Raw genomic sequence first — 26,023 nt, 5'->3', positions numbered from 1 at the left:
AAGAACATCATGAACGCAAGAACACTTTTGATCGCAATCGCCTTCCTTTTTATGGGTTCGGCCACGCAGGCCCAGTTCTTGAAAAAATTGGGGGAACGTGCCGAAAGAGCCGCCGAGCGCGCGGTAATCAGAAAGACCGAACAGAAGGTCCGTAAAGAGACGGAAAAGGCAATGGACACCATTTTGGGCAATGGCCAAAAGGGAAATAAACGCCGTACACAAAACGATCGCCAAGGCGAGATCGCCATTGACGGCAAGGAAACCCAGGAAAACGGGGTCGTTACAAATCAACCTTCCGAAGAAAATAGCGCGGCAACCACGCCAAAACTAAAGACCTGGTCCAAATACAATTTTGTGCCCGGGGACCATATTATATTCGAGGATGACCTTGCCACCGAGGAGAACGGCGAATTTCCATCGCGATGGGACCTGAACAAGGGCAATGCCGAAAACGCACAATTAGGGGAGGCCAACATCATCAATTTTGAAAACAGGAGCATCATTGCCCCCCTAATGAAGACGCAGAACTACCTGCCCGAGGTGTTTACCATAGAATTCGATGCCTATTTCAACGATGTATATTCGAGCTGGCAATCGTACGACATACGGTTTTGGCAGGGCCCCCATCATCTGAACGAGGGAAAGGACTCATTTTGGCCGGTCAGGGTCTTTCAGGACGGTGCCAGTACCCAGACCAGGATACAGGGCTTCGATAAAAAATACGAGGCCAACGATAAAACCGTGAAAGGGCAACTGCCCGGATGGAAACGCATTGCCATATCGTTCAACCAGCGCAGCTTAAAAGTGTTTGTAGATGAATACCGCGCCCTGAACATTCCCAATTACGGCTATACCCCCAAAATGTTCAGCGTTGGCAGCTACATGCATAAACCGGAAGGAAAAACAATGGCGATCAAGAACATACGCATCGCAGAGGGCGGTAAGAAACTGTATGACCGCGTTATGGCCGATGGAAAGTTCGTGACCAGGGGCATTCTCTTTGATGTGAACAAGGCCACCCTAAAACCAAGTTCCATGGGCGTGATCAACGAAGTGGCGAACATGATGCAAGCGCATCCCGATCTAAAGTTCCGCATAGAAGGCCATACCGATAGTGACGGCGATGAAAAACACAACCTGGAACTTTCGGAAAAACGGGCGGCTGCCGTAAAGGAGGCCCTGGCAAACGCTGGAATAGACAGTTCCCGATTTCAGGTAAAGGGCATGGGCGAGGGCGTACCGGTCTCCGATAATTCCACCCCCGAAGGCAAGGCGAACAACCGCAGGGTGGAGTTCGTGAAGTTATAGTACGCGGGCAGAAGTGGCCCTGGGCGGCAATGCAAAAGAGCCGGGACACCACGTCCTCCACAAAAAACAACACCCTTTGGAACAAAGACCAAGACTATTAAAAAAATAAAAGAACAACCATAAGAACACCGATATGAAAATCACAACGATAACAGCAATGGCACTATGCCTTTTGGCAAGTAGCGCAAACGCACAGTTTCTTAAAAAAATTGCCAAAGGTGCCGAAAGGGCTGTCTTTAACTCCGCCGCCGAGAAAGCCATGGAAGGAATGATGAGCACCGACGGATTTGGCGGTGCGGTAGATCCCTCGGTATTGCCCGCAAGTTATGCCTACAATTGGCGCTATACCCTGCGGATGGAGCACGAAGAGGGCACGATGGACATCCATTACCACCTTAGGCCCAACGGTACCGATTTTGCCAGCAGAATGGAAATGGAACAGCAGACCATGATGGGCGGTATGTTAACGGTCATGGACCAACAACGTGGAGTGGTTGCCATACTAATGGAGATGCAGGGAAACAAGGCTGGCCAAGTTATGGCCATGGACAATGGCACCCTTGATTCGGAAGCGGCACAGAACGAAATGGGGGACATGGAATTCAAGGAAATAGGCACCAAAAAGATATTGGGCCATACCTGTCATGGCTATCGTATAGAGAACGATGATATGACGATGACCATGTACGTGGCCTTTGATACCCCGGTGAGCATGAACAAGGTTACGGCCCAAGAACTGAAACGGATGCCCAAAGGCTTTAACCCCAAATGGATGGACAAGCTGGGCAAGGAAAATTTGATGATGGAGATGCAAATGGTGCACAAGCGCAAAAAGAAGCACAATGCAACGATCACCTGCGTGGCCCTGGAAGAAGAGCCGATGACCATAGCCATATCGGAATACGATTTCAGCTTTCAGAAAGCCTTGCAGCGGCAGTAGGCCATAAGGGCCAATGGGCTTGCAGTGGTACAAACGGCACCTAGAACGTTTATTGGTGCTCCCATAAAAAAGCCCGCTGAGATCCGTAGAAAATTATCCTTTTCAATGAAGAAATAAGAATCAATAACCAAGTAATACACAATTAAAAAATGGAAATCATGAAAACAATCGGAAGAATCAAAACAAATATTTTATCCATGGGCTGCTTTGCTGTGCTCCTAAGCTTTTCATCAGGATGCGGCAAGGATGATGCCGAGGATACGGTGGAAAACTGTTTCGGTGGAAATTGGGCGGAACGCTATGCCGCTGAACTGGAAGTGTATGCGAATGCCGTATCGGTTTACAACGAAACCCCTACCCCGGCCAATTGCGCCAGTTACAAAACGGCGGCCAAAAATTACTTGGACGCCCTTAGGTCAATCGTGGATTGCGTGCCCACCATCAGTAGGGCCGAGATAAACGCCTCCATCAACGAAGCCAAAGCCGAGGTGGACCGGGAGGGTTGCGACTAGTCAATTTCCGCTTAAACCAAAGGGGTGCCGGGGATGGTCCCCGGCCCTTACCCACGAAACCACAGGACGAACCCCGGAACCATCCCCACCAGCCGTGGGCCAATTTTAAAAACAGGAATTGGGCGGGCATAATGTAAAAACCTTAAGACCATGAAAAAAGTAATAAACATAGCGCTTCCCTTACTTTCTGCACTTGTACTTATGGCCTGTGTGGGCGAGGTAAAGGAAAAGCTGAAAACCGCAAAGGAAGGTGTGTCCAACGCCTCTACGCTGGTCAAAGAGGCCCAAAAGGCCTCTAGCCGCGTAGAAAAGCTAAGAGAAGCCGTGCCCTTGACCAATGAACAGCTCAAAGCCTGGCTCCCAGAAAACCTGGATGGCATGGAACGCACCGGCTTCAAGGTGGGCCAAGCGGGCATGTACAAGGTAAATTCCGTAGAGGGGACCTATAAGGCATCAGAAGAGAAAAAGAAATTCAACGTCATGGTCATTGACGGTGCCGGCCCAACCGGTAGCATGATGTCTGCCAGTTACGGTCTCTTGGGCAATTTTGAAATGGAGAGCGAAGACGAGTACGAACACCAGCAAACAGTGGAGGTGGGTGGCATAAAAGCCCAACAGACCTATAAGAAAAAATTGAACGACACCCAATTGCTGTTCGCCTACCGAGAAAGGTTTTTGGTAACGGTCAATGCCACGGACATAAACGTGGCAGAAACCTGGGAACTGACCGAAAAACTGAATTTGGGGGCCTTGGCCGAGTTGGCGGAATGACCCCGTGAAAAAAGGGGGAAACACGTCAACTTCACTAAATGGGTAAGACCCAACAATAAACTTTAACATACGATACAAATGGAAACAACAAAAACAAATTTGGGCACTGACGAAACGGTGGCCGTAAACGAGGAAGCGAAGAAAATAGCGGTCATTGGTTACATTACCCTCATTGGTCTGGTCATTGCTTTGGTAATGAACAACGAAAAGAAACTGCCTTTTGCGAGTTACCATCTTCGCCAATCTCTGGGGCTTTGTGCCACCGGGCTTGCACTGGGAGTTATCGGTCTTGTTCCCATTTTGGGATGGGTCATCAACATCATTGGCATATTTGTCCTGCTCTATATGTGGATCATGGGCCTGATGAACGCCATCAACCAAAAAGAAAAGCCCGTGCCGTTTTTGGGCGAAAAATATCAAGCGTGGTTCAAATCCATATAACGAAACGATGGCGAGTTGACTTTCCCAAACCCGAACCGGTCACTTTTATGCAATGCGATTCTATTTGTTCTGGGCAACATCCGCAAGGCCCAAATGGAGCAATGATCGGGGCGGGCCCAATGCCGGACTTTCAGTTGGTTGTCCTTTTTAGGGTATCGCGTCAAGCGGATAGACATCCCTTTGATTGACCAAGCCCAGTTTTTTTGGGCACAACAAATGTCTAGGTCGGTTTTGGGAAGAACGTACATCCTCGGAAGCAGAAAAACACATCCATCAATCTTGTCCGGAAATCCAAAAATTTTACCCCAGAATATCATTTTAACCCACGAAACCAAGAGTAATCAATTCTATAAATCATTTAAAAACAACCTTATGAAAACAAAAAACATCATTTGCACCCTGTTCTTTTTTGCCCTTTTTCTAGGCAGCCAGAAGACCCTTTCCCAGATAACGGCCGGTGCCGGACTTGCCTTTGGCACGAATGTGAACACGGCCGGGATCACTGTTAACGGACAGTACTTTATCAATGAAAAATGGGCCATTGCTCCGGATTTTATCTATTATTTTCCACGGTCCGGCGGTAACGGTTTCAACCTTAATTGGTATGAGATAAACGCCAACGGCAACTATTACTTTGTAGATGGGGGCGTAACCAAATTTTACGGACTGGCCGGGCTCAACCTGTCCATTGTATCCATTCCGTCCCTTGGTTTTGCTGGGGTTGGTTCCTCTGCCTCCAACCTAGGTTTTAACCTTGGGGGAGGTGCCGATTTTGACATTAGCAGTAGCATAACGCCTTTTGCTCAGTTAAAGTACACCCTGAGTTCCTTTAACCAATTGGTGATCACGGCCGGGGTAAGATATACGTTTTAAAGGAAATACCTTCACGGGGAAACACGCGGCAGGCCCCTATTTGGAGCAGGCGGGTTACTTCCTTCGGTTCCCGTGGCCCTCCCCTGAACCAGGACGTTGAACCACGACCAACCTTTGTGCAAACCATGCTTCCACCCCATTTCCCCGCATCCTTGCTCAGGGAACAATGGCCAAGGCTTCGGTGGTTTTCCAGGCCCCTCTGGTAAAATCGGGGAACTGTTGCGGAGCCCCGTTGGCGGCCACGGAGGCTTCGCTCAAGGGCGTAACGGCGCTCCACAGACAACCTTCGTAAACGTTTTGGTCCAAGGGTTCTCCCTTGCGCAGGCACTCCACCATGCGGTAGAGCATCATAAAGTCCATACCGCCATGACCGCCCATTTTGGTGGCCAGGGCGCCCAACCGTTTGTAGAGGGGGTGTTCGTACTTTTCAAAAACGGCCTGTAGTGCCTCTCCCTGTGCCCAGCTGTGGTGGTCCTTGGTAATGCCTTCCACCCCACCCTCCAGGGCAATGCGGGTGGGGAAACCGGTCAAGGTTCCTTTGGTGCCTTGGATGAGATTGTGCCTGGAATAGGGCCTTGGGCTGGTCTCGTCCCATTGGACCATTATGGTGCGCCCCATTTCCGTTTTTATGATGGAGGTATTTATGTCTCCCCCCTTGTATTCCAAGGCATTCCATTTGTGGTCCGCCGGATAATTTTTCTCCGCATACAGCTGCCGCCCCCGGGCCAGGGAAGAGAAAGAGTTCATAAAGGCAAAGGTGTCCTCTCCCCTGGCAATGTTCATGTACTGGGCCACGGGCCCCAGACCATGGGTAGGGTACAGATTACCATTTCTATGCGCGTAGTGCGGTGTTCGCCAAGAACCGGTGCCCCGTTCTTCTTCCTTCATCTGAAACCGAAGTTCGTGAATATAAGAGGCCTCCCCGTGCAGAAGTTCCCCGATCACCCCCTGTCGGCACATGTTCAGGTACAAGAGCTCTTCCCTGCCGTAGTTCACGTTCTCCATCATCATGCAATGCTTCTGGGTCTTTTCGGACACATCCACCAAGGCCCACATTTCTTGTAGGGTAAGCGCCAGGGGCACCTCCACGAAGGCATGGGCACCCGCGTTCATGGTCGCGATGGCCATTGGGGCGTGCAGTTTCCAAGGGGTGGAAATGATCACGGCGTCCGGCTTTTCGCGCCTCAACATCTTCTTCCAGTCGTTCTCCCCGTCCGTATATAGTTTTATTTTTTGGTGCCGCTCCCCTTTTCCCCGTTCGGCACAGGCTTCCTTGGATTTTTTGGCAAGATCGTCATAGAGATCGGAAATGGCCACGATCTCGGTTCCCTCAATGGAAGCGATCTGCCTGGCATGGCCGGAACCGCGGGCGCCCACACCAATGAGGGCAAACCGCACCGTATCCATTTTGGGAGCCGCGAAACCGCCCATATAGCGGGCACTGGAGGGCCGGGCATTGCCGAACAAACCGGCATTCATCACCGTGGGGGCCATGGCCAGGCCGGCACTGGCAAAAGAGGTTTTTTTAAGGAAATTTCTTCTGTTGGGGTTCATTGCTTTTTCTTGTTAAACGGTCGTTATGGGTATGCCCTGGCCACTTTTGTCTTTGCTTTGGGCCGCCATTTACGGGCCGTGAATTGGGCCTTGGTGCACTGCCCCATAAAACGTCGGGGAAAAGGATACCTTGACCTGATTATAAGCTATGGGCAAGTTACTGATTTTTTTAAATTGGGCCCAATGGTTTTGGTGGCGCGCAAAGCCAGACCAAAGAGGTAAGCGTTGCGGAACCTTGGGGGCTTTGGCTCCTTGGTCAATAGGTCCTTGATGCTCCCTGGGTGTATTAAGGATTCCCGATTCTTGGGTTACCTTACGCAAGTGCTTAGCATTATCCAAGCCCACGAACAGCACAACAGAAAAGAAAGCGCACCATTGTAAACAGAAGGGCACTGATGCTGCATGGTTGACCCGTGCACCATACAAACCGCAAGACCAAACCTTGAACAAGCCATTACATCCATCCTGCTTTTTCGAGGCGATGGAATTGTCTTTCCAAGCGTGCTTGGGCAACATTGTTGATATCCAGGGTTTTAGGCCGCATCATTCCAAAAGATTAGGATAAATGGACGGAGGGCCTTAAAACCCAGTGGAAAAGGTAAAAAGTATCATACGCCCTGAACAACGAGGAAGATTTGCTTGTTTTGGTTGATAGCTTCACGAAATTCCCAAAGCAAAATCAACAAAATATCATAATTTGCCGATAGCGCCCGGAAATCCAAATACGGCTGCAAGGCAGGGAACCCAAGAAGGCCTCACCGGGCCATAGTGAACTTGATGTACTTGCGATGGTAATACGATGTGCGCGCAATTTAGGAACTATGTGAGGCGTAAATGAAGTACTTTGAACAACAGGGGCCTGTGTGGCACCATTCCCGGGAAGCGAAGACGCTGCTGAACGAAAACCAACTCCAAACCGTAGGGGAAGTGCTGGAACACGAACCGGATCTGGAATATGGTTTAAGCCAATTGTTGCTATGGTCCGACACCACCATCATAAACCGATTGCTTTGTTGGCTCCAGGGGCTCAATGGGGCCATTGGTGCTTATCACATAAGTTACAAGCCCTTGGTATTGGCCATTTTGTGGGCATTTCAGAGCGATACCCCCATAAGAAGACAGACGCAGCACCAATTTGAGATAAGCCTGCGCCTGCTCCAAGATTTTTTGGGATTCGGAATTCCGTTGGGTGGCCATCTGGATGCAAGGTACCTTTTAATGAACCTGTTTATCCTCTCCGAGCGTCCGGATCTTGGTGCACGATCATTAAAAAAAGAGATGGTACGCTATGGGGAGCGCGGTATCCTTACCGTCTTTCACAAAAGCCTTGACCAATTGTTGCACCATCTTTTTGTGCAGGTTAGGTTACCCACCTTTTTGTTTCCATACCTGGTCATGGGCAACTATCAGGTTTACAGAACCATTGTACAGATATTGGACGGGCAGCGCCTACGCAGCATTTTTCCCGCCCATTTAAAGCTCACCAAAGCAGAAAATGCCCTTCTCCAAAAAAATGTGATCCGGTTGCCAGATGCCAAGGATCATATCTTGGAGCGCTTTGTCATGGCCGCAAGGGTTCTCAAAGAGCGTCCAAATGATTTTACCACATTGAACCGAATGTTGGATGCCAGTAAGATCTTCAAGGACCAATTTGCCACGTTCGAAAACGATGTTGTTTTCTGGCAAAGTGTTTTCAGATTCCTTGCCAACAACCGGGAAGCGCTGGAGGAAGCGTACGTCTTTTCGCACCATATCGATTTTTTTGAGGCCCAACGGTATTTTTGTGAGGTGCCCTTGGCCTACAGCCTAAAGGGAAGGACATTTGCCTCCGTGCAACGGGCCCTGGGAGACTGGGAGATGAACTTCACCTACCGCCCGGAATATGTAAGTTATACCTGGGAGCCCATGGCCATTGAAAAGTGGTTGTGCGTAAAGGACCCGTTTTCGTACATCATCGAAGAAATCACCGATGGAAAGCGACTGCTCGAGGAAAGTAAGAATCTGCACCACTGTGTTTTTGGCTATGCCAAAAGCTGTCAGGAGGGTTACGCGCACATATTCAGTCTAAGCCGGGTAAGGGGCAATATAAAAAAACCATGGTTTACCATAGAGGTGCGCGGAAAAGCGATCGTACAGATTGCCGGGAAAAGGAATAGGCAGGCAAATGATGAGGTGATGGCCGTCATTGGGGAATGGGGTGCCGCAAACCAACTCCATATGGCGGTATAGCCCCTGTTGCGCCGACCTATACCGTGGAAAACCCTTAACCCAGATGTAACGACAGGAATTCTGTTACAGCTGCACATGCCCGCAAGACCGATCGTTGCACTGTGTTTTGCCCACTCACCGCAGCGATGGCTACCTGCCCGTACCGAAAAGCACGTTCGGGCAGGCCCGCCCGTACCCAAAAGTACGTTCGGGCAGGCCCGCCCGTACCGAAAAGCAGGTTCGGGCGGGCGCGTCAATGGCTAAAGTCTTGATTTTATTGGTCCCGAACACACGGGATACCCCCTTTTGACAAAAGTCTAGTGAACAACTTGGGTTTAAAAATAATCTACAAGTGCCAATAGCCCATTAAAGGAAATGACACAGGCAAAGAACAGCGCGGTTACCAACCCCAAATTGACCCAGAGACCCGTTGTGTTCTCCCCCATTGTTCTTTTGTTGTTAATGAGCAACAGTATGCCCATGATAACGACCGGTAGCACAAATACGTTAAACACCTGGGAAACAATTTGCATCTCAATGGGGTTGGCGCCAAAAACGGGAACGATCAAAGCGAACAGACAGGCAAGGAACGTAATGGTTCTAAATTGCTTGGAGCTCGTATCCAATTCCCCGGATTGATAATCTGCCACTAAGATGGGCGCAATGAGCAAGCAGGGGAAAATAGAGGAAAGTCCGGCACTCAAGGTGCCAAAAAAGAAAAGGGTCAGGGCAAATTTGCCGGCTACAGGTTCCAAGGTATGCACCATATCCAAAACTTTGGTCACGGGTTGCCCTTGATGGAACAAGGCTCCGCTGGCCACCGCCATAACCGAGGCGCTGATCACAAACACCAGGCAAGCGGCCGCAATGGCATCCTTCTTTTGTTGTTTTACGTTTTTAATGGTCCAACCCTTTCCTTTTACAAAAAGGGGTCTGGATAAAAAGGTGGCCGCGGCCATGGTGGTTCCCACAAAGGCGGCAACCATCATCTGCCCCCCTTCTACCTCGGGAATGGAAGGCACTAACCCCTGAACAACTTCGATCGGCAAAGGGTACACCATAAAAAGGGACACTAAAAAGGACAATCCCATTATGGTAACGAAAAGAACCAAGATTTTTTCAAAAAAGGTGTACTTACCCACCAATAAAAGAGCGTACATGGCAGCGATCACCATAATGGCCACGAATAAAACCGTCTCATATCTAAACCCTTCCAAATGTGGAAAGTAAATGAGAAGAATTTCATAAATGATGTTTGAGGAAATTCCCAAAATACCCATTAGGGAATTCCATTGACCGAATGAAATACCGATAATGATTAAAATAGCAAGAATTTTTCCGCCTTTGATGTGCTTTTTAAAACTGTACAATGCCGTTTCTCCGGAGATTAAGGCGTAGTTGCCATAAACGTACATCAAAAGACCAGAGAAAATACAGCTCAACAAGAGCACCCACAGCAACTGCATGCCGTAGGTACTTCCTGCAACGATCATGGAGGTTACACTGCCTGTGCCAATGGTGTACCCTATAGCAAAAATACCCGGGCCAAAGGCAAGTACCATTGCAATGAACCTTTTAAGAACCGAAGCACTTGCCCTGGGTGTTTCCATAAGGCTAGTTTTTTAACTTTAAAATTGTTCCCAAGGTTCTTCGAACCAAAGTTTCCAGGCCCTCAAAGTCTTTTCTTGCCAATATGTCCTGACTTATCAATTTTGACCCCATTCCTACGCAGGTAACCCCGGCATTGAACCACGCCCTGAGGTTTTCTTCAGCCGTACTTACCCCACCCGTGGGCATTACGCTGGTCCATGGTTGCGGCCCCTTGATCCCTTTCACGAAACCTGGGCCATAAACATCCCCCGGAAACAACTTAACGATTTCACAGCCCAGTTCCTCGGCCCTATTGATTTCTGACAGTGAGCCACAGCCAGGGGACCATAACACCTTTCTGCGATTACAAGCGATCGCAATGTCTTCCCTCAGGGACGGGGTAACAATAAAGTTTGCGCCCATTTGCATAAAAATGGAGGCCGCGGCGGCATCGGTTATGGAACCGACCCCAATGATCATTCCCGGAAGTTCTTTGATGGCATATTTGTTGAGCTCCAAGAATACTTCAAAAGCAAAATCGCCACGTGCCGTAAACTCCATTAAGCGCGCCCCGCCATTATAACATGCTTTGAGCACTTTTTTTCCCAGATCAACATCTGGATGGTAAAACAGAGGAACCATTCCAGTTTCCTTCATTACCGTTGCCACCTCTATTCTGGAATATTGTGCCATAGCTATCTTGCCACCCTGCCGGAGGCGTCACCGCCCATTAGTTTGTTCACCTCTTCAACGGTTACCAAGTTGGCATCGCCCTTTATGGTGTGCTTTAAGCAGGATGCCGCAACCGCAAAATCCAATGCGTTCTGGTCGTCTTCCGGATATTTCAACAAGCCGTAAATGAGTCCGCCCATAAAGGAATCGCCACCACCTACCCGGTCAACGATATCGGTAATCTGGTATTGGCGGGTTTTGTACATTTTATCACCGTCATAAAGCACCCCCGCCCATGTATTGTGCGATGCGGAAATAGAGCCTCTCAAAGTGGTAATCACTTTCTTGGCCTTGGGGAATTTTGCCATCATCTGCCTACAGACCGATAAAAAGGCTTCTGCTTTTACCTCGGTCCCGTGCTTGTGCACATCCAAGCCCTCTGGGTGGATACCAAAGTGCTTTTCGGCATCTTCCTCGTTGCCCAAAATAATGTCACAATAGCTCGTAAGCTCGGTCATAATGGCCTCACGGTCCCCGCCGTAATTCCATAGTTTGGCCCGGTAATTGAGATCCGTTGAGATGGTAACACCCATTTCACTGGCCACTTTTAAAGCCTCTAAACAAGCGTCTGCCGCACCTTGGGATATGGCCGGTGTAATTCCGGTCCAATGAAACCATCCGGCACCGTCAAAGACTTTTTCCCAATCGATCATTCCCGGTTCTATTTCACAGATCGCTGAATGCGCCCGGTCATAGACCACTTTACTTCCCCTGCTCACCGCTCCCGTCTCCAAAAAGTAAATGCCGAGCCGGTCTCCCCCGAAAATAACATTCTGGGTATTTACCCCTCTCTTTCGCATCTCCATCAAGGCACATTCCCCGATATCGTTTTTGGGAAGGCGTGTCACAAAATCCACGGGCACGCCATAATTGGCAAGGGAGACCGCAACGTTGCTTTCGCCACCGCCATATACAACATCAAAACTATTGGTTTGGGAAAACCTAAGATATCCCGGGGGCGCCAAACGCAGCATAATCTCCCCGAAGGTCACTACTTTTTTCATCTCTTGCTATTTATTTGTTTTTTAAGGTCAGACCTGCCCGTTACGGTTCAGGCGGGTATAATTCGCCAATCAACATTTCGGTTGGTATCCAGCATTGTCATGGCTCATTCCATATGTTTAAATCTTATTCATTATCAAAAAACAAGCGAATTGAAAATTGAGGATTCCTTAAGTGCGGGACAACCGCAACGCTCCGCATTAAGAATTTAAGCATCGTCTTTTGGGAAGTAGCTTTAGCAATTTCTCAATGCTCGTTTCATCTAATTCACATTTCTAAAAGAATACTTTTTGCCATGCAGGTTTGGTTAGTCACATAGACACCCACACAGCAAAAAGCACCATAAAATCATTTGTTTTAAATACCCAAAGCCTGGCCACCACCTATTTGGATGGTTTCTGCCGTTATAAAAGAGGCATCTTTACTTGCCAAGAAAGAGATAACGCCGGCAACATCTTCCGGCTGGCCCAACCTGCCCAACATAATATTGTTTGCCCATGAGGCAAAAACTTCTGGTTTGGTAGATTTTATCTGTGCGTGGAAAGGCGTATCTATGGTCCCGGGGGAAACCGCATTGACCCTAATGCCATACTCTGCCAAATCTTTGGCCAAGGCCCTGGTAATGGCATGCACACCGGCTTTGGACGTTCCGTAGATACCTGCTCCGGGTCCACCAGCCGTCCACCCTGCGTTTGAGGTATAGTTAATGATGGTGGGATGCTCGCCTTCCTTAAGAAAGGGGATGGCGGCTCTTGAAGCGAAGAAAACGGAATCCAGGTTCAAGGCCATTACCTTTCGGTAAAACGCTGTGGTCATTTCCTCAAAACGAGATCTTCCGCCCAGACCACCGGCGTTGTTCACCAATACATCAATTTTTCCGTATTTGTTCCCTATGCCCTTGATGTTGGTGTCCACGGCCTCTTCGTTGGTAACATCAAACCCCCTATATTCTGCCGTGATGTTCTCTGACTTGAGTTCTTCCACTCTTTTGGCCCCGGCCTCATCATCAATGCCGTTTAAGATTACGCTATATCCGTCCTTGCCCAATCTCTTGGCCACTTCAAAACCGATACCACCGGTTGCGCCGGTAACTATGGCTACTTTTCCTTTATTGCTCATATTATATCTAATTAAATGGTGTTGTTTCTATTTGTGCCGTTCTGTCAAGGGTTCAATGTTGGGAATAAGCAACCAAACACTTGCCATGGTAATGATGGCCAGTGCGGCGCCAATGATAAATGCCGGGGTGTAATTGCCTCCCGAGGTGAGCCATGGCACCAAGGCCGTTAGGCCAAAGGCGCCCAACTTGGCGGCGGTACCCGCAAACCCAGATAGGGTACCCACGGTTTTTCCTCCAAAAAGGTCACTGGGAAGGGTCTGTACATTGCCTATGGCCGTCTGGAAACCGAAAAGGATAATGGCCATTAAAAGCACCGCCGTCTCGGGTCCTCCGGGATTGGCCATGGCGATCAATGTGGGCAACATGATCAAACAGCCCAAGGAAATGACAAACTTGCGCGTCCTGTTCACCGACCAGCCCACCTTGATGCGATTTTGGGCCAGGAGCCCACCGAACCAGGCCCCGAACATTGCCCCCACATAGGGCACCCATGCATAAAAGCCTATGGACTTGACATCCATACCGTACACCTCATTTAGGTAAATGGGAATCCAAAAAATGAACAACCACCAAATGGGATCCAAAGCTGCTGAGGCCAAGATAACGCCCCAACTTTCTTTATGCCTCAGCATCTTACCGGTTTCGGGATTATAACCATCATCAAACTCCCCACCCTTATCCAAATCCTGGTTCTTCTGACCGGTTAGGATGTACTCCCGTTCCTCCTCGGTTATCCAGGGATGATCCTTGGGCGGTGATTTTACAATGATCCACCAAGGTATGAGCCATAAAAGTCCCAGGGCGCCCACCAAGATAAAAATCCAGTGCCAATCCAGATAGACAGATAGCATTCCCAGCACGGGAAATGCCACAATGCCCCCAATGGCGGCCCCTGAATTGAACAATCCCTGGGCAAACGCCCGTTCTTTTGTTGGAAACCACTCTGCATTCCCTTTGGCCGCACCCGGCCAGTTACCGGCTTCAGAAACTCCCAAGAGCGCACGAAAGATACTGAGGCTAACCACCCCTTTGGCCAAGGCATGCAAGGCGGTGGCCAAAGACCAAAAGCCTATGGAGAGCGCAAATCCGATTCTAGTGCCCACCTTGTCAAAAATCTTCCCGAAAATGGCTTGGCCAAAAGCATAGGAAAAAATAAACACCGTGGAAATTATGGCAAAGATGCCCTTGCGTTCATCGGCCGATTTCTCGGGATATAATTCTTCCGCGATATCGGGCCATAAGACGGGCAAAGCTTGCCTGTCTATATAATTTATTACCGTGGCCAGGGCTATAAGCCCAATGACCCACCATCTTAATCCGTTTAGTTTCATCGTCACTACTTTTTATTTAAATGTGGACACAACAATCCCAGTAGGACAAACTGCCCTAAAAAAAAATTGACCAAGAATTTGGTAAAATCCTTTTTGAATGCTCAACAAAATCCCCTGACCACATTGAACCCCATAAATGCTTCCAAACGCTCCAAGCTCTTTTTAAGGAAGTATGGAAATGACCGGAGTTCCCAAACTTTTAAAATCAGATGTTATAACAATATTGATAAAGTGCCCTAAAGTGTATTTTCATCTTTTCCTTTGCCAAGGCAGGATTTTGCGCTTTTATGGCATCAAATATGTCCTGGTGTTCTTGCTCGCCCATAAAGGCCATGCCCTTATCACAAACATGGTACTTTTCAAAGTTGGTGATGATCTCTGGGGTTATGATCAACATAAAGGTGTTCATGGTGCTGTTTCCGCTTGCCTTTGCAATGGCCAAATGAAAAAGTAGATCTTCCTGCACCGCATCCTCACCTTTGTTCACTTTATCACTATAGGCCAAAAGGGCTTTCTCCATCCTCACCAAGTCTTCCGGCCCCCGTCTTTGTGCGGCCAACTTCACCGTTTTAAGCTCCAATAAGATCCGGGTTTCCACCAAGGATTTAAAATCGGGATCCTCCAATCTCAAAATATCTTCCATCATCCCGTTCATTGCTATTTGCCCTATATCTGCCACAAAGGTGCCGCTTTGCGGTTTGGATTTCAAGATACCGTAAAACTCCAATTTCTGGATGGCCTCCCTCACATTGGTTCTGCTCACTTCAAACTTCTCGGACAACATCCTTTCCGAAGGGAGCTTGTCCCCAGGTTCCAAATTCTTATAATTTATCAAGTCCCTTATTTTGGCGATAATGTTATGTTGAATATCCTTATTTTCATTTTTTGTGAGGAGCTCTAATTTCATCTTTGCGTGTTAATTGGTTAACCAGATTGGTTTGTTAAAATTACTGAAATTCTGGTTAGCATAAAAGAAACTAGGACTCATACCGTTCATTTAATGGGTTTTATTGTACAGATTTGAGTTGTTTTACTGGTTCCCGTTAAGAGAACCAGCAAAACCATTTTCAACTCACTCAAACCAATTCCTTTAAAACTTTTTCTCACTTTTGACACAAGGTGCCACTTTTTTCCTGGGCGTAAAACCTTGCTTAATATCCCGGATTTTGGGTGACGACCCCATCTGTTGCCAATATTTCTGAAATGGGCACCGGAAACAGGTAATAGTTGGGGTTTATGGCCTCTCCCATTTCGGCATCGACCGTACCCGTTCTCACCAGATCAAACCAGCGCTGCCCCTCAAAGGCCAGTTCCAATCTTCTTTCGTCCAGAATGGCCTGTCTTACCTCGGCCGGGGTGGTGGCAACAGAATTTGCCAAACCGGCCCTTTCCCTTATTTTATTGAGCTCCACCAAAGCTCCGGCCGTATCGCCGTTTTCGTTCAATGCCTCGGCATACATTAAAATCACATCGGCCAATCGAATTTCGATCCAATCATGTTCTGGTCCGTTGGTCTGTGGAAATTTTGGGGAGGCCAATATGGCCTCATCAATGGTCACGGCCCGTCTCAAATCTCCCGGACTGGCATCAAAGGCAGCAATGAGATCGGGGTCCAAAGGCTCCAGGGATTTGGTATCCAAGCCGCCGGACCAAGACCAAAATTCCGAGAAACCGTACTCGTCCACGATGGAACTGGATACTTGGGTGGCAAAAATGATTTCTGAATTCAAATCGTTTTCCTCTCCAAAAATATCCTCAAAGTTCTCCTGAAGTTCAATCCCTGCACTACTTGCTCCACTGACCACGGCTCCCAGTTGGGTCTCCGCAGCACCAAAGTTGCCCGTAAAAAGGTACACTTTGCCCAATAATGCCTGTGCTGCCCATCTTGAGGCCCTCCCGTTGACTATTTCGGTGTCCAAAGCGGCCACGGCATCCTGCAAATCTGGAATGATCACGGTATTGTACACCTCTGCCGCAGGCTGTCTTGCCAAGACGGACGTGTCTTCTGGCGAGGGCCTAACCGCGAGATTAATGGTCACATCGCCAAAGACCTGCACCAATTTAAAGTAAGACAATGCCCTTAAAAACTTGGCCTCTGCCACATCACAGGCATCGTTGGAATTCTCTATAACGTTGTTGGCACTCAATATTGATTTGTACAGTGCCGTGTAAAAAGGTCCAAAAAACTGATCTTCCATCACCGGCAAATCGGCGTCAAACTCATCAAACTCCGTAAAAGGGGCCTCGAACATAAAGGCGTTGTCCGCCCTAAAATCTCCCATTACCGCAATGGGCGTAACCGAACCCAATTGATAATAGTATGCGGCGTTGAGCACACCGGAAAAGTCTTCCAATGAGTCTGCACTGGCGATATTGGGCGGAACTTGGTCCAAATCGTTGTCGCATGCTGTAAGTACCAGCAATAATCCTAGTGTTATTCTATAAACTGTTTTCATCTTTTTACTGTTAGAAATTAAGATTTAAACCCAATGTAAAGCTTCTCACGATCGGGCTGGCCCCCACCTGCACCCCAAAGGTTGTGGGGCCCAAATAGCCTGGGTTGGTGGTTTCCACCCCCTCTGGGTTATAAGAAGTATAATCATCTCCCCACAGATACAATAAGTTTGTGGCCGCCAGATAGACCCGTGCAGACCCCAGACCAATTTTATTGACCAACTCCGGATCTACCGTATAGCCAATGGTAAGGTTTCTCAGGGCAATGTAGGAAGCATCCTGTATCATGGCATCTGTTTGGTCCCTGTTCCTAACAAAGGGCTGTCCGTTGTTGTCCGCAAGACCGTTGCCATCCGCATCAAAGGCATCCCTTAGGCCCCTGCCCCACTGGGAACCGTAATAAAGGGGGTCGATGTTATAAACTTCTCCGCCCTGGGCTCCTTGAAATTGGAAGGACATATCAAAATCCTTCACTCTTATGTTGCTGTTGAAGCCCCAATAAAAATCTGGTGTGTTTTGGCCAATTTTTACCAAATCGCCGCCTTCTTCCACAGTTCTTGTCCGATCAATGACACCATCACCGTTTTGATCAACGGCATAGCTCCAGCCACTTTCTTGATCTGGGAATTCAATGGGGTTGGACAGATACTCCATCTCTACCTCACCGGTGGTTTCAATGCCCCACATTTCACCGATTTCGCCACCTACATAATTCCTGAACACCGGACCCCTGCCGCTTTGGCCGTAAATGGTCTGTGGCAGCTCATCCAAACCGCCCAAATCGGTGATCTCTGTTCTTACGGTAGAGAAGTTGGCGCCAAAATTCCAAGTAAAATCGTTCTTCCTGATCAAGGCACCGGAAAGTTCCAGTTCCACACCCGAGCTTCTCACATCACCGGAGTTCAATCTTATGGAGGTGGTTCCCAACACCTCGGAAACACTTTGGTTGATCAAGATATCCTCGATGTCCGATGTATAGTAATCCGCACTGAATCTAAACCGGTTTTTTACAAACCCCAAATCCAGACCGTAGTTGGTTTCCGTGTTGGTTTGCCAGGTGAGGTCATCATTGGCCACATCCGAAGGGATCAAGAAGCCGTTCCCAAAAATAGTGGCTCTTGGATTCAATAGGCTCAGGGAATTATAGGCGCCCAAATCCGAGGTGGTGCCCAAGGAGCCCGTACTGAATCTGAGCTTCATTAGACTGAGCGCATCAGAATTCCAAAAAGACTCATTGTGAACGTTCCACCCCACGGACAATGCGGGAAAGGTCTCAAATTTGTTGTTGGCCCCAAAACGGGAATCACCGTCCCTCCTCACCGAGGCACTGAACAAATAACGATTGTCATAAGCGTAGTTGACCCTGCCAAAAACACTTCTTCTGGCAATGGTCTCGTCCCGTTCGGAAACGGCAATGTCTGCCTGCTCCAAAAGGTTGAAGTTGATGATGTCCCCAAAGGGCACGTTAGACCCTTGCAATGAGATACCCTCAATGAAAAAGTTCTGATACTCCAAACCTGCCACCACAGAGATGTCATGCTTTCCTATGACCTTGGCAAAATTCAAGGTGGTCTCGCTCAAGATGGAAGACCTTTTTACATTGGTCTGATCTAAGGCGGTCTGGGTACTGCGGGCCCTGGAATCAAATTCCAGCCCTCTCCAGAAATAATCTTCCGTATCCCTCATATCGCCCCCCAACACTGTTTTGATGTTAAGGCCGTCAATGATCTCATATTGTAGATAGGAGGTAAGATTGCCAAAAAAGGTTTTTTGATAGCGATCGGTATTGTCCAATTTGGTGGCCGGGCCAGCGTCTCCCGAGCCCCCTATACCATTACCGGCCCTACCGTAATGCCAATCCTGTGCGGTCATGCCAGGTTCCAAGGTATATATGCTGCTGTTCCAAGGCGCATCTGAACCACCCCTAAAACCGGAGTCAAAAGAGGCAAGACCAAGGGCCTGAGCGTCCTGGTCCAATTGCTGTACAAAGGCAATGGAAGCATCTGTATGGTATATGGGGTGCACACTGTAGGCCCGTAACAGATCGCGCATATCATGGCCCACAATGTCCCTTCTGGAGATAAAACCATTAAAACTGACACCGGTCCTGAACTTATCGCCCAATTTGGCATCCACGTTCAAACGTGCGTTCATCCTCTCGAAACCCTGGGTAATGACCACGCCATCCGTATTCAGGTATCCAACCGAGGCAAAATAATTTACATCATCCGTTCCGCCGCTCATGCTAAAGTCATGACTGGTGCTGGACCCATTGCGAAAGAACCAATCTTCCACGCTCACCACATCCGGTGAATTTGCAAAGCCATTGAGCCTGTAGTCCACCACCTGGGGATCTAAGTCGGATACATTAAAGGTACCGTTGGCAATGTTTGCGCGGGCGATTTCCGCGAAATCTCCGGAGGTGGTCATGATATTGTCCCTAAGATAGCGACTGGAAGTACTGGTATAGGTGTTATAACTAAAACTGGCCTTGCCAGACTTGCCCTTCTTTGTGGTGACCAAGACCACACCGTTGGCTCCCCTGGAACCATAGATGGCGGCAGAGGCGGCATCCTTTAACACCTCCAAGCTTTCAATGTCATTGGGGTTCACCGTGGCCAAACTGCCGGAGATCGGATAGCCATCCACCACGATCAAAGGATTGGAATCCCCGTTTATGGAGGAGGCCGCCCGTATCTGAATCTTGGGGTCTGCGCCCGGGGCACCGTCTTGGTTCTGTATCAAGACACCAGATAGTTTTCCGGCAAGTGCTTCATCCACACGCTGTGCCTGTATGGCCGCAATATCGCCGCCGTCCACCTTGGCCACCGCACCGGTCAATGAAGATTTTTTCTGGGTACCGTAGCCAATGACCACCACTTCATCCAAAAGGGCGCTATCCTCTTCCAACATCACATTGATGGTGGCCTGTCCGTTAACAGGAACTTCCTGCGTCTTGTAGCCAATGTAACTGAACACCAAAATGGAGGTGCCCGCTACATTATCCAGTGCATAAACACCGTCAAAATCGGTCTGGGTCCCGTTTGTGGTACCCTTTACCACAACAGTGGCGCCCGGCAAGGGCCCGCTTGCGTCTGAAACGGTTCCGCTTACCGTCTGGGCCCAAGATGCACCGAAGCAAACAAATGCGCCCAGTGCCAGCAGACCTTTAAAGAACGTAATCTTCATAAATTTAGAGTTTTAGTTACTATTCGGTTATACACTTCATTCAATCTCAATGCGATTGTCCTGTTGATCATTTTTGGCCGAAAAACCACTTTTAAATTGGTTTTCCATTATGGTTCACCAAATTGGTTAACCAGTTTGGTGAACCAAATATATGTTATTAGATTGTTAATGGAAAATTTTTATCGAAAAAAATGAAGAATTAACATTTTTCGATGCGTAAAAATGATAAGCTGCTCAAGCAGACACGACCTTTTTACCAAGATCTGCACGTGATACCAGGCATTATGGGGTTCACTTTTCATCTCTTCCATTGACAAACGGTACTGGGAAATGTGCCGAAAAGGACAGGGAACCCTGAACCTATAGGCGAAAAATGTGTGTCATTTGGAAAACTACGGGGAAGGAACCGCTTTGGAGTGCCTTGTTTTGGCCTAAATAGAAGAAAGCCCGCAATCTTTGGGGCACCAACAAACACGCTGGACCGTTTTAATACGATTTTCCAGTTGAAAACCAGCCGATGAACGGTTTCTTTTTACGCCCTACTTCAAAATAAGAATACCCCGTAGCTGGGCCATGCCTTATATTTCTTTTTCACAGGCCAAAAAAAATATTTAATTTCTTTGGCAGAATTTCAAACAAGAACGGGCATGACTACATGTTGTACACCCCACCATTGATGTCCAAGGTTGCGCCGGTGATAAAGCCATCGTGCTCGGAAGCAAGGTAAACCACCGCACGAGCCACGTCATCGGGATTTCCGGCACGCTTAATGGGAATACCCGCCGTGGTTGCCTGGGCAGATGCCTTGGTGGTATGGGTATTGTGAAAAGAGGTACCCAATATGAGTCCGGGCGCCACGGCATTTACCCGTATGCCCTCAGGGCCCAATTCTGAGGCCAAGGCCCTGGTAAAGGTCAAAATGGCCCCTTTGCTGGTGGAATATGCCAATGATCCAGGGTGGCCTCCCTTACGTCCGGCCAGGGAAGCCAGGTTAACGATACTGCTGGTATTGTTCTTTGCCAGATGGGGGCTGGCCGCACGGGTCACCAACATCATTGAGGTTAGGTTAATGTCCATAACCTTATGCCAAAAAGTTGTTTCCATTTCGGCCAGCATCTTGCGTGCCACCAGCGATCCGGCATTATTGATGAGTATGTCCAGACCCCCCAAGACGTCCACCGTTTTTTTAACCAAGGCATTGGCATCTGCCTCTGTGGTAAGGTCACCGCCAATGGCCACCGCTTTGAGCCCTTTGGACCGGGCATGGCGAACCAATTCATTCGCTGTGGTGGCACTTGAAAAATAATTTATGGCCACATGGGCCCCTTGTTCAATAAAATGTTTGGTTATGGCCTCCCCAATGCCTTGGGCACCTGCGGTGATGAGCACGTTCTTGCCAGACAACTTGTCTTTCATATCGTTATGGGTCATGGAGTTCATGAGAACGGTGCCACCAACAAACAGCTTTTCCGCACCGGATGCCTCTTGCAAAAACAGCTTTGTCATATTGGCCGCTTAGCCGTATAGATCAAAGATGTTGCTTTATATTGGTAATCTTCTTAAGCGTCCTGTTCTCCGAAATAGGAAACACCATCACCGCTCAGGAAATCTTCCCTGACCGGGCTAAACGTGTCTATGAGTATCCCTTCCTCCAAACAAACGGCACTGTGCAACAAATTGGGCTCAATGTAAACCCCATCCCCTGCTTCCACAATTTTCTTTTCTCCGTCAATCTCAAATTCAAACTTTCCGGAGACACAATAGGTGGCCTGGGTATGAAAATGTTGATGTGGCGCGCCCAAAGCCCCTTTATCAAATTTTACCTTGACCATCATGATCTGGTTGTCATACCCCAAGAATTTTCTTGAGACGCCCCCACCGAGTTCTTCCCATTCCATTCCCTTGGTACTGATGTACTTGTCGCTAAATCGTTTCATTTTTTTCTGGTATTGTTATTTTCACTGATGCCCAATACATTCCATTTGTTGACAAAAGGTGGAGTTGGTTTCAGGTATCGCGGTTTCTATTTTTAGTTTGATTTTGGGGGAATACCTGGTCCCACCGTTGCATCTTTAAACCATACTTCTGTATAAGAGCCATTTTCATATTGCTTGGCAATATCCCCTCCGTAGATTTCTGCCCCGGCAGACCAAACCCTATTCGTATCCGGGCTTTTCCCGTTGGTCTGATTGTAGGCTCCTTGTTTAAAATAATTCAATTCCCCACTGTAGGCCGTGGGGCGCTCGGTGCCGTCCTGGCCCATGGGCACGAAAAGTTTTTTTACCTGTTGCGGAATGTCCGACTTTTTTACGTATTCCGATGCAATCAAGTTTTTGGTAAAGGTTTTGGTCTCATGATTGTCACTTTCAAAAGTGAGGTACATGATCCCTTTGTACACGTTTATTTCATAGCTGAATTCCTCACCCAGTTCAATCCCATCTTCAGGCTCCGGTGGGTAGTTATCCTTGGCGGTTCCGACAACCGACATGTCATGACCCCAGACCGCGGTCGAAAAATCCCATCGACCTGCATTATCATCTCCAGCGGTGTTTATTTCATAATTCCAGAATACAGATCCTTTCTTATGGCCCGGAAATTTTTTGTAAAAGATTTTTACGGGTTCGTTTTCATGCCCTTCACCGCTATGTATTTGTCCGATCACCGTGGAATATGAGGCCGCAACCCTGGCATCTCCCGAAACGGAAACCTGCATCACTTTGCACATACCTGTGAGCCTACCGCCCTCTTCGGGGGTCCAATTGCGTTTTTCGTGCAACTCCGTTCTGGTATTGCTGGAGTTTTTGGAAGTGACACCGGAATTTGGTGTTTTATAAACTACCCATCGCCTGGTGCCATCCATTACCGTGTAGAAAAAATCCTTATCTTCAAAATCTACAAGATTGTCCTCCGTTGTGCCGTCACCCATTAAAATTTTAAACTTGTCCATAAAGGGGATTACCTCACTCGGATATACCGTTTTTTCGCTAAGGCCATCGTTAGCGGCAAAATAACCCTGATTGGATAGGGCATCATCGGGAATGGTGATGGCGGCCGTTTTAAACCAGACCTCTGCGTAATTGCCATCCGCGTATTGTTTTTGCAGATCGCCGCCATGGGTTTCGGCGCCGGAGCACCAGACCCTGTTCACTTTGGGATCTTTACCATTGGTTTGGTTATAGCTTCCCAATTTAAAAAAGAGTCCCTCGTCCGAGTAGGCCTTTTTACGTTCCACACCATCTTGACCAATGGGCACAAAAAGGGCTTTTGTTTGTTCAGGGATATCGGATGGGCTGCCGTATTCACTGGCAACAAGATTTTTGGTAAAGGTTTTGGTCTCGTGACCCTTGCTGGTAAAGGTGAGGTACAACATCCCTTCGTTTATGTCCACTTGATAACTAAACTCTTCCCCGAGTGCAATGCCATCTTCCGGTTCAGGGGGAAAGGTATTTGCATTGGCGCCAACCACAGAAAAATCATGACCCCAAATAGGATAGGAATAGTCCCACCGTTTTGAGTTATCATCACCAGCAGTATTGATTTCATAGTTCCAAAAGACAGAACCTTTGGTATGGCCTGGGAATTTTTTATAGAATATTTTAAGGGGTTCGTTCTCGTGCCCATCTGCACTATGGATCTGGCCAACCACCACCGAATAGGTGGATGCAACACTGGCATCTCCCGTAGCAGATACGTTCATCACCTTTAAGGTAGCCTTCATAGTGGCCTTTGTGCTTGGCAACCACTTTTTTAATTGTGCCAGTTCGGTTCTGGTATTGTTCGATGTGCCATGGGTATTTCCTGCATTTGGAGTTTTAAACACAACCCATTTACCGTGATTATCGATAGTTGTGTAAAAGAAATCTTTGTTCTTGTAGTCCGTTGCCTGCCCCACATTGGAGCCATCCCCCAAAATCAAGTTCCAATGTTGAAAAAAAGGTATAACATCATTGGCTTTGATGGTTCCCGTGGTCCGTTCCCCATTTTCCGAACCTTTTTGCGCTTTGGATTCCCCACCACAAGCACCCATGAAAAGGACCGCTCCGATCATAAAAGGATATAAGTTGCTTTTTATGGCCGCGTTTTTGAGGTTCATCTGGAATTTTACGTTCATTGTTTACTGTTGTTAAGATCGTTTGGCACTAGCTGTAAATTGGCAGCAGCCATCCTTTAAATCGTTAAAACCAAAGGACCACGGTTGCGCTTTCCCTGTTAGCCGGGGCAGTTGACCCGATTGGGATTACGATTTTAAAAATTGGTTAACCAATTTGGTTTACCAAAAATACGTATATTTGTCACACCTGCAAATTTTTAACACCAATTCTTTACCAAAGCTAAAAAAACCATCGTCAGTCATGAAGCCCAAAAGCAAGCCCATATCCAGAAGAAATTTCTCGAGGTTATCTGCAACCGCCTTGGGCAGTATACCATTAATGGGCTTTGACCATTTACTTTCAAATACCTCTTTGGGGGCTCCAGATGGAATCGAGGTTCATTTGTTTTCAAAACATCTTCAGTTTCTGGACTACAACGAAATGGCGGCTGCAACCGCCGAAATGGGCTTTGATGGCCTGGATCTAACGGTACGGCCAAAAGGACATGTCTTGCCAGAAAAAGTAATAGATAATTTGCCAAAGGCGGTAAATGCAATGAAAAAATATGGAATTGCCCCAAAAGCGATGACCACAAACGTATGGAATATTAAAGAACCGGAAGAGTTAAGGGTGTTGGAAACGGCTAGCAAATTAGGTTTTAGCCATTACCGAACGGCCTGGTTAAACTACCCCGAAGATAGAACGGTTGCGGAAAGCCAAGCGCTTTATGCACAGCAGGCCAAAGCTTTGGAACGGGTAAATGAGGAATTGGGATTATTTGGTTGTTATCAAAACCACGCTGGTAATCATGTGGGCGCACCTATTTGGGATTTACTGCCCATTTTGTCTGCCACACGTAACCAGCACATAGGTTGCCAATATGATATAAGGCATGCGGTAGTTGAAGGAGGCACAAGTTGGGAACTGGGACTGCGACAGATTCAACCCTTCATAAAATCCTTGGTCATCAAAGACTTTAAATGGGGCCTGGTGGATGGGAGATGGAAACCGGTCAACACTCCCCTTGGAGAAGGAATGGTAGATTTTAAACGCTACTTTGCGCTCCTTAAAAAGTATAAGATCAACGTACCGGTTTCCTTACATTTGGAGTATTACTTGGGAGGGGCCGAGCACGGAAACAGCAAAATAAGCATACCTAAAAAAGAGGTGTTTGCCCATATGAAGAGAGACCTAGGCTTTCTACGGAACACATGGCAAAATACCCCGTAAAACATAAGATTGTGAACCTGCGAGTCCAAACTATCAAAACTTAAAAAATCCTGTGATCAATGGATCATAGAGATTTTAAAAGGGACCGTCCAGGTGGCAGCCCCGAGGCGTCGGGGGAACCTGAGGCCTCCCCCAATGCCGCATCCGTCGCCAAAGCACCATCACCAAAAAAAATCCGGCCCAAATGAAAATGGACCGGACATACATACTGTCGGGGTGGCAGCCCGAACGGACTTCCTATACGCCCTTAATTATCAAACAAATACGCCAAAACTTTTCTTTCAGGTAACCAAATAGGTAACTTTCACCGTCGATATTAACTTGTTTATAAAGGTATTAATAATATTTGATGCCCGATAATTTTATTTGAATAACAAACCTTGAACAGGTGCTTTGATTTGCCAAAAAATAGTCTTACATAAAGGTGATTATGAACCTTTAAATTTAATGATGGTTCGCTAAGCCAATCACTAAACCATTCATTAAGTTAAGTATTGACACACCCGAATTCTTAGCAAGAAAACTTGGAATAAAAAATGGTATAGGTAATCCCACTTGGATTCAACTGATAAACGCAACAGCTTGCTGTTGAAAAAAGCCCTCTCCGGAGATCTGGTCCTAGGGCCAGATCTCCGGAGAGGGCGGCGCAAAAACTTCATACCTTTGGGGTCGCTAAA

At 47.8% G+C, this 26,023-nt stretch carries 20 protein-coding genes; 8 read left to right on the top strand and 12 right to left on the bottom strand.

The annotated features are described in order from the left end of the window. Positions 1-9: 9 nt before the first annotated feature. The 6 genes from ACKWCC_RS11335 (at position 10) to ACKWCC_RS11310 (ending at position 4,845) form a co-directional block, all read left to right on the top strand. The gene (locus ACKWCC_RS11335) at positions 10-1,308 is read left to right on the top strand and encodes an OmpA family protein (RefSeq protein ID WP_413996052.1); all 1,299 of its coding nucleotides are present in this window, start codon (positions 10-12) and stop codon (positions 1,306-1,308) included. 133 nt (positions 1,309-1,441) lie between these two features. Then, entirely contained in the window at positions 1,442-2,248 is an 807-nt protein-coding gene (locus ACKWCC_RS11330) for a DUF4412 domain-containing protein (protein ID WP_413996051.1), read from the top strand. Between the two features lie 158 nt (positions 2,249-2,406). Continuing rightward, the gene (locus tag ACKWCC_RS11325; protein ID WP_413996050.1) at positions 2,407-2,760 is read left to right on the top strand and encodes a hypothetical protein; all 354 of its coding nucleotides are present in this window, start codon (positions 2,407-2,409) and stop codon (positions 2,758-2,760) included. 150 nt (positions 2,761-2,910) lie between these two features. Next, complete coding sequence (locus ACKWCC_RS11320; protein ID WP_413996049.1) at positions 2,911-3,531, top strand: hypothetical protein; 621 nt, start codon at positions 2,911-2,913, stop codon at positions 3,529-3,531. A gap of 78 nt (positions 3,532-3,609) precedes the next feature. After that, positions 3,610-3,972 (top strand): DUF4870 domain-containing protein, encoded by a 363-nt coding sequence (locus ACKWCC_RS11315; protein ID WP_413996048.1) that lies wholly within the window; start codon positions 3,610-3,612, stop codon positions 3,970-3,972. 372 nt (positions 3,973-4,344) lie between these two features. Next, positions 4,345-4,845 carry a hypothetical protein gene (locus tag ACKWCC_RS11310; protein ID WP_413996047.1) on the top strand — a complete coding sequence of 167 codons (501 nt, stop codon included), beginning with the start codon at positions 4,345-4,347 and terminating at the stop codon, positions 4,843-4,845. A gap of 156 nt (positions 4,846-5,001) precedes the next feature. On the opposite strand, the gene ACKWCC_RS11305 is transcribed toward ACKWCC_RS11310, so the two are convergent. After that, complete coding sequence (locus ACKWCC_RS11305; protein ID WP_413996046.1) at positions 5,002-6,399, bottom strand: Gfo/Idh/MocA family protein; 1,398 nt, start codon at positions 6,397-6,399, stop codon at positions 5,002-5,004. 834 nt (positions 6,400-7,233) lie between these two features. On the opposite strand from ACKWCC_RS11305, the gene ACKWCC_RS11300 reads away from it, so the two are divergent. Next, positions 7,234-8,628: a PcfJ domain-containing protein gene (locus ACKWCC_RS11300; protein WP_413996045.1), complete on the top strand. Its 1,395-nt coding sequence runs from the start codon at positions 7,234-7,236 to the stop codon at positions 8,626-8,628. A gap of 314 nt (positions 8,629-8,942) precedes the next feature. Here the strand turns inward: ACKWCC_RS11300 and ACKWCC_RS11295 are convergent, their stop codons facing one another. From ACKWCC_RS11295 to ACKWCC_RS11245, 11 genes are all read right to left on the bottom strand, one after another. Further along, positions 8,943-10,217, bottom strand: a complete 1,275-nt coding sequence (locus ACKWCC_RS11295; RefSeq protein WP_413996044.1) for an NRAMP family divalent metal transporter — start codon at positions 10,215-10,217, stop codon at positions 8,943-8,945. A 4-nt stretch (positions 10,218-10,221) separates the two neighbouring features. Next, positions 10,222-10,890 (bottom strand): bifunctional 4-hydroxy-2-oxoglutarate aldolase/2-dehydro-3-deoxy-phosphogluconate aldolase, encoded by a 669-nt coding sequence (locus tag ACKWCC_RS11290; protein ID WP_413996043.1) that lies wholly within the window; start codon positions 10,888-10,890, stop codon positions 10,222-10,224. Positions 10,891-10,892: 2 nt separating this feature from the next. Continuing rightward, positions 10,893-11,933: a PfkB family carbohydrate kinase gene (locus ACKWCC_RS11285; protein ID WP_413996042.1), complete on the bottom strand. Its 1,041-nt coding sequence runs from the start codon at positions 11,931-11,933 to the stop codon at positions 10,893-10,895. Between the two features lie 355 nt (positions 11,934-12,288). Continuing rightward, the gene (locus tag ACKWCC_RS11280) at positions 12,289-13,050 is read right to left on the bottom strand and encodes an SDR family NAD(P)-dependent oxidoreductase (RefSeq protein ID WP_413996041.1); all 762 of its coding nucleotides are present in this window, start codon (positions 13,048-13,050) and stop codon (positions 12,289-12,291) included. Between the two features lie 27 nt (positions 13,051-13,077). Then, the gene (locus tag ACKWCC_RS11275) at positions 13,078-14,382 is read right to left on the bottom strand and encodes an MFS transporter (protein ID WP_413996040.1); all 1,305 of its coding nucleotides are present in this window, start codon (positions 14,380-14,382) and stop codon (positions 13,078-13,080) included. A 205-nt stretch (positions 14,383-14,587) separates the two neighbouring features. Further along, a complete protein-coding gene (locus ACKWCC_RS11270; RefSeq protein WP_413996039.1) occupies positions 14,588-15,289 on the bottom strand; it encodes a FadR/GntR family transcriptional regulator in 702 nt (233 codons plus the stop codon). A 244-nt stretch (positions 15,290-15,533) separates the two neighbouring features. After that, positions 15,534-16,838, bottom strand: a complete 1,305-nt coding sequence (locus ACKWCC_RS11265; RefSeq protein ID WP_413996038.1) for a RagB/SusD family nutrient uptake outer membrane protein — start codon at positions 16,836-16,838, stop codon at positions 15,534-15,536. Positions 16,839-16,848: 10 nt separating this feature from the next. Beyond that, on the bottom strand, positions 16,849-20,025 hold the full coding sequence (locus tag ACKWCC_RS11260) for a SusC/RagA family TonB-linked outer membrane protein (RefSeq protein WP_413996037.1): 3,177 nt from the start codon (positions 20,023-20,025) through the stop codon (positions 16,849-16,851). A gap of 651 nt (positions 20,026-20,676) precedes the next feature. Further along, positions 20,677-21,531, bottom strand: a complete 855-nt coding sequence (locus tag ACKWCC_RS11255; RefSeq protein WP_413996036.1) for an SDR family NAD(P)-dependent oxidoreductase — start codon at positions 21,529-21,531, stop codon at positions 20,677-20,679. 53 nt (positions 21,532-21,584) lie between these two features. Next, positions 21,585-21,962 (bottom strand): cupin domain-containing protein, encoded by a 378-nt coding sequence (locus tag ACKWCC_RS11250; protein WP_413996035.1) that lies wholly within the window; start codon positions 21,960-21,962, stop codon positions 21,585-21,587. Positions 21,963-22,054: 92 nt separating this feature from the next. Then, entirely contained in the window at positions 22,055-24,136 is a 2,082-nt protein-coding gene (locus ACKWCC_RS11245) for a polysaccharide lyase family 7 protein (RefSeq protein WP_413996034.1), read from the bottom strand. Between the two features lie 178 nt (positions 24,137-24,314). Between ACKWCC_RS11245 and ACKWCC_RS11240 the strand changes: the two genes are divergently transcribed. Then, positions 24,315-25,346 (top strand): sugar phosphate isomerase/epimerase family protein, encoded by a 1,032-nt coding sequence (locus ACKWCC_RS11240; RefSeq protein ID WP_413996033.1) that lies wholly within the window; start codon positions 24,315-24,317, stop codon positions 25,344-25,346. Positions 25,347-26,023: the final 677 nt, after the last annotated feature.

Origin of the sequence: Maribacter aquimarinus (assembly GCF_047345505.1) — a bacterium.
GTDB lineage: Bacteria > Bacteroidota > Bacteroidia > Flavobacteriales > Flavobacteriaceae > Maribacter.
The sequence above is the reverse complement of the archived record's forward strand: the minus strand, read 5'-3'. Positions and strand labels throughout refer to the sequence as shown.

Bases quoted from the DNA above. Each gene is read 5' to 3' on its own strand.
- ACKWCC_RS11335 (WP_413996052.1), top strand. From the start codon at position 10: ATGAACGCAAGAACACTTTTGATCGCAATCGCCTTCCTTTTTATGGGT.
- ACKWCC_RS11330 (WP_413996051.1), top strand. From the start codon at position 1,442: ATGAAAATCACAACGATAACAGCAATGGCACTATGCCTTTTGGCAAGT.
- ACKWCC_RS11325 (WP_413996050.1), top strand. From the start codon at position 2,407: ATGAAAACAATCGGAAGAATCAAAACAAATATTTTATCCATGGGCTGC.
- ACKWCC_RS11320 (WP_413996049.1), top strand. From the start codon at position 2,911: ATGAAAAAAGTAATAAACATAGCGCTTCCCTTACTTTCTGCACTTGTA.
- ACKWCC_RS11315 (WP_413996048.1), top strand. From the start codon at position 3,610: ATGGAAACAACAAAAACAAATTTGGGCACTGACGAAACGGTGGCCGTA.
- ACKWCC_RS11310 (WP_413996047.1), top strand. From the start codon at position 4,345: ATGAAAACAAAAAACATCATTTGCACCCTGTTCTTTTTTGCCCTTTTT.
- ACKWCC_RS11305 (WP_413996046.1), bottom strand. From the start codon at position 6,399: ATGAACCCCAACAGAAGAAATTTCCTTAAAAAAACCTCTTTTGCCAGT.
- ACKWCC_RS11300 (WP_413996045.1), top strand. From the start codon at position 7,234: ATGAAGTACTTTGAACAACAGGGGCCTGTGTGGCACCATTCCCGGGAA.
- ACKWCC_RS11295 (WP_413996044.1), bottom strand. From the start codon at position 10,217: ATGGAAACACCCAGGGCAAGTGCTTCGGTTCTTAAAAGGTTCATTGCA.
- ACKWCC_RS11290 (WP_413996043.1), bottom strand. From the start codon at position 10,890: ATGGCACAATATTCCAGAATAGAGGTGGCAACGGTAATGAAGGAAACT.
- ACKWCC_RS11285 (WP_413996042.1), bottom strand. From the start codon at position 11,933: ATGAAAAAAGTAGTGACCTTCGGGGAGATTATGCTGCGTTTGGCGCCC.
- ACKWCC_RS11280 (WP_413996041.1), bottom strand. From the start codon at position 13,050: ATGAGCAATAAAGGAAAAGTAGCCATAGTTACCGGCGCAACCGGTGGT.
- ACKWCC_RS11275 (WP_413996040.1), bottom strand. From the start codon at position 14,382: ATGAAACTAAACGGATTAAGATGGTGGGTCATTGGGCTTATAGCCCTG.
- ACKWCC_RS11270 (WP_413996039.1), bottom strand. From the start codon at position 15,289: ATGAAATTAGAGCTCCTCACAAAAAATGAAAATAAGGATATTCAACAT.
- ACKWCC_RS11265 (WP_413996038.1), bottom strand. From the start codon at position 16,838: ATGAAAACAGTTTATAGAATAACACTAGGATTATTGCTGGTACTTACA.
- ACKWCC_RS11260 (WP_413996037.1), bottom strand. From the start codon at position 20,025: ATGAAGATTACGTTCTTTAAAGGTCTGCTGGCACTGGGCGCATTTGTT.
- ACKWCC_RS11255 (WP_413996036.1), bottom strand. From the start codon at position 21,531: ATGACAAAGCTGTTTTTGCAAGAGGCATCCGGTGCGGAAAAGCTGTTT.
- ACKWCC_RS11250 (WP_413996035.1), bottom strand. From the start codon at position 21,962: ATGAAACGATTTAGCGACAAGTACATCAGTACCAAGGGAATGGAATGG.
- ACKWCC_RS11245 (WP_413996034.1), bottom strand. From the start codon at position 24,136: ATGAACGTAAAATTCCAGATGAACCTCAAAAACGCGGCCATAAAAAGC.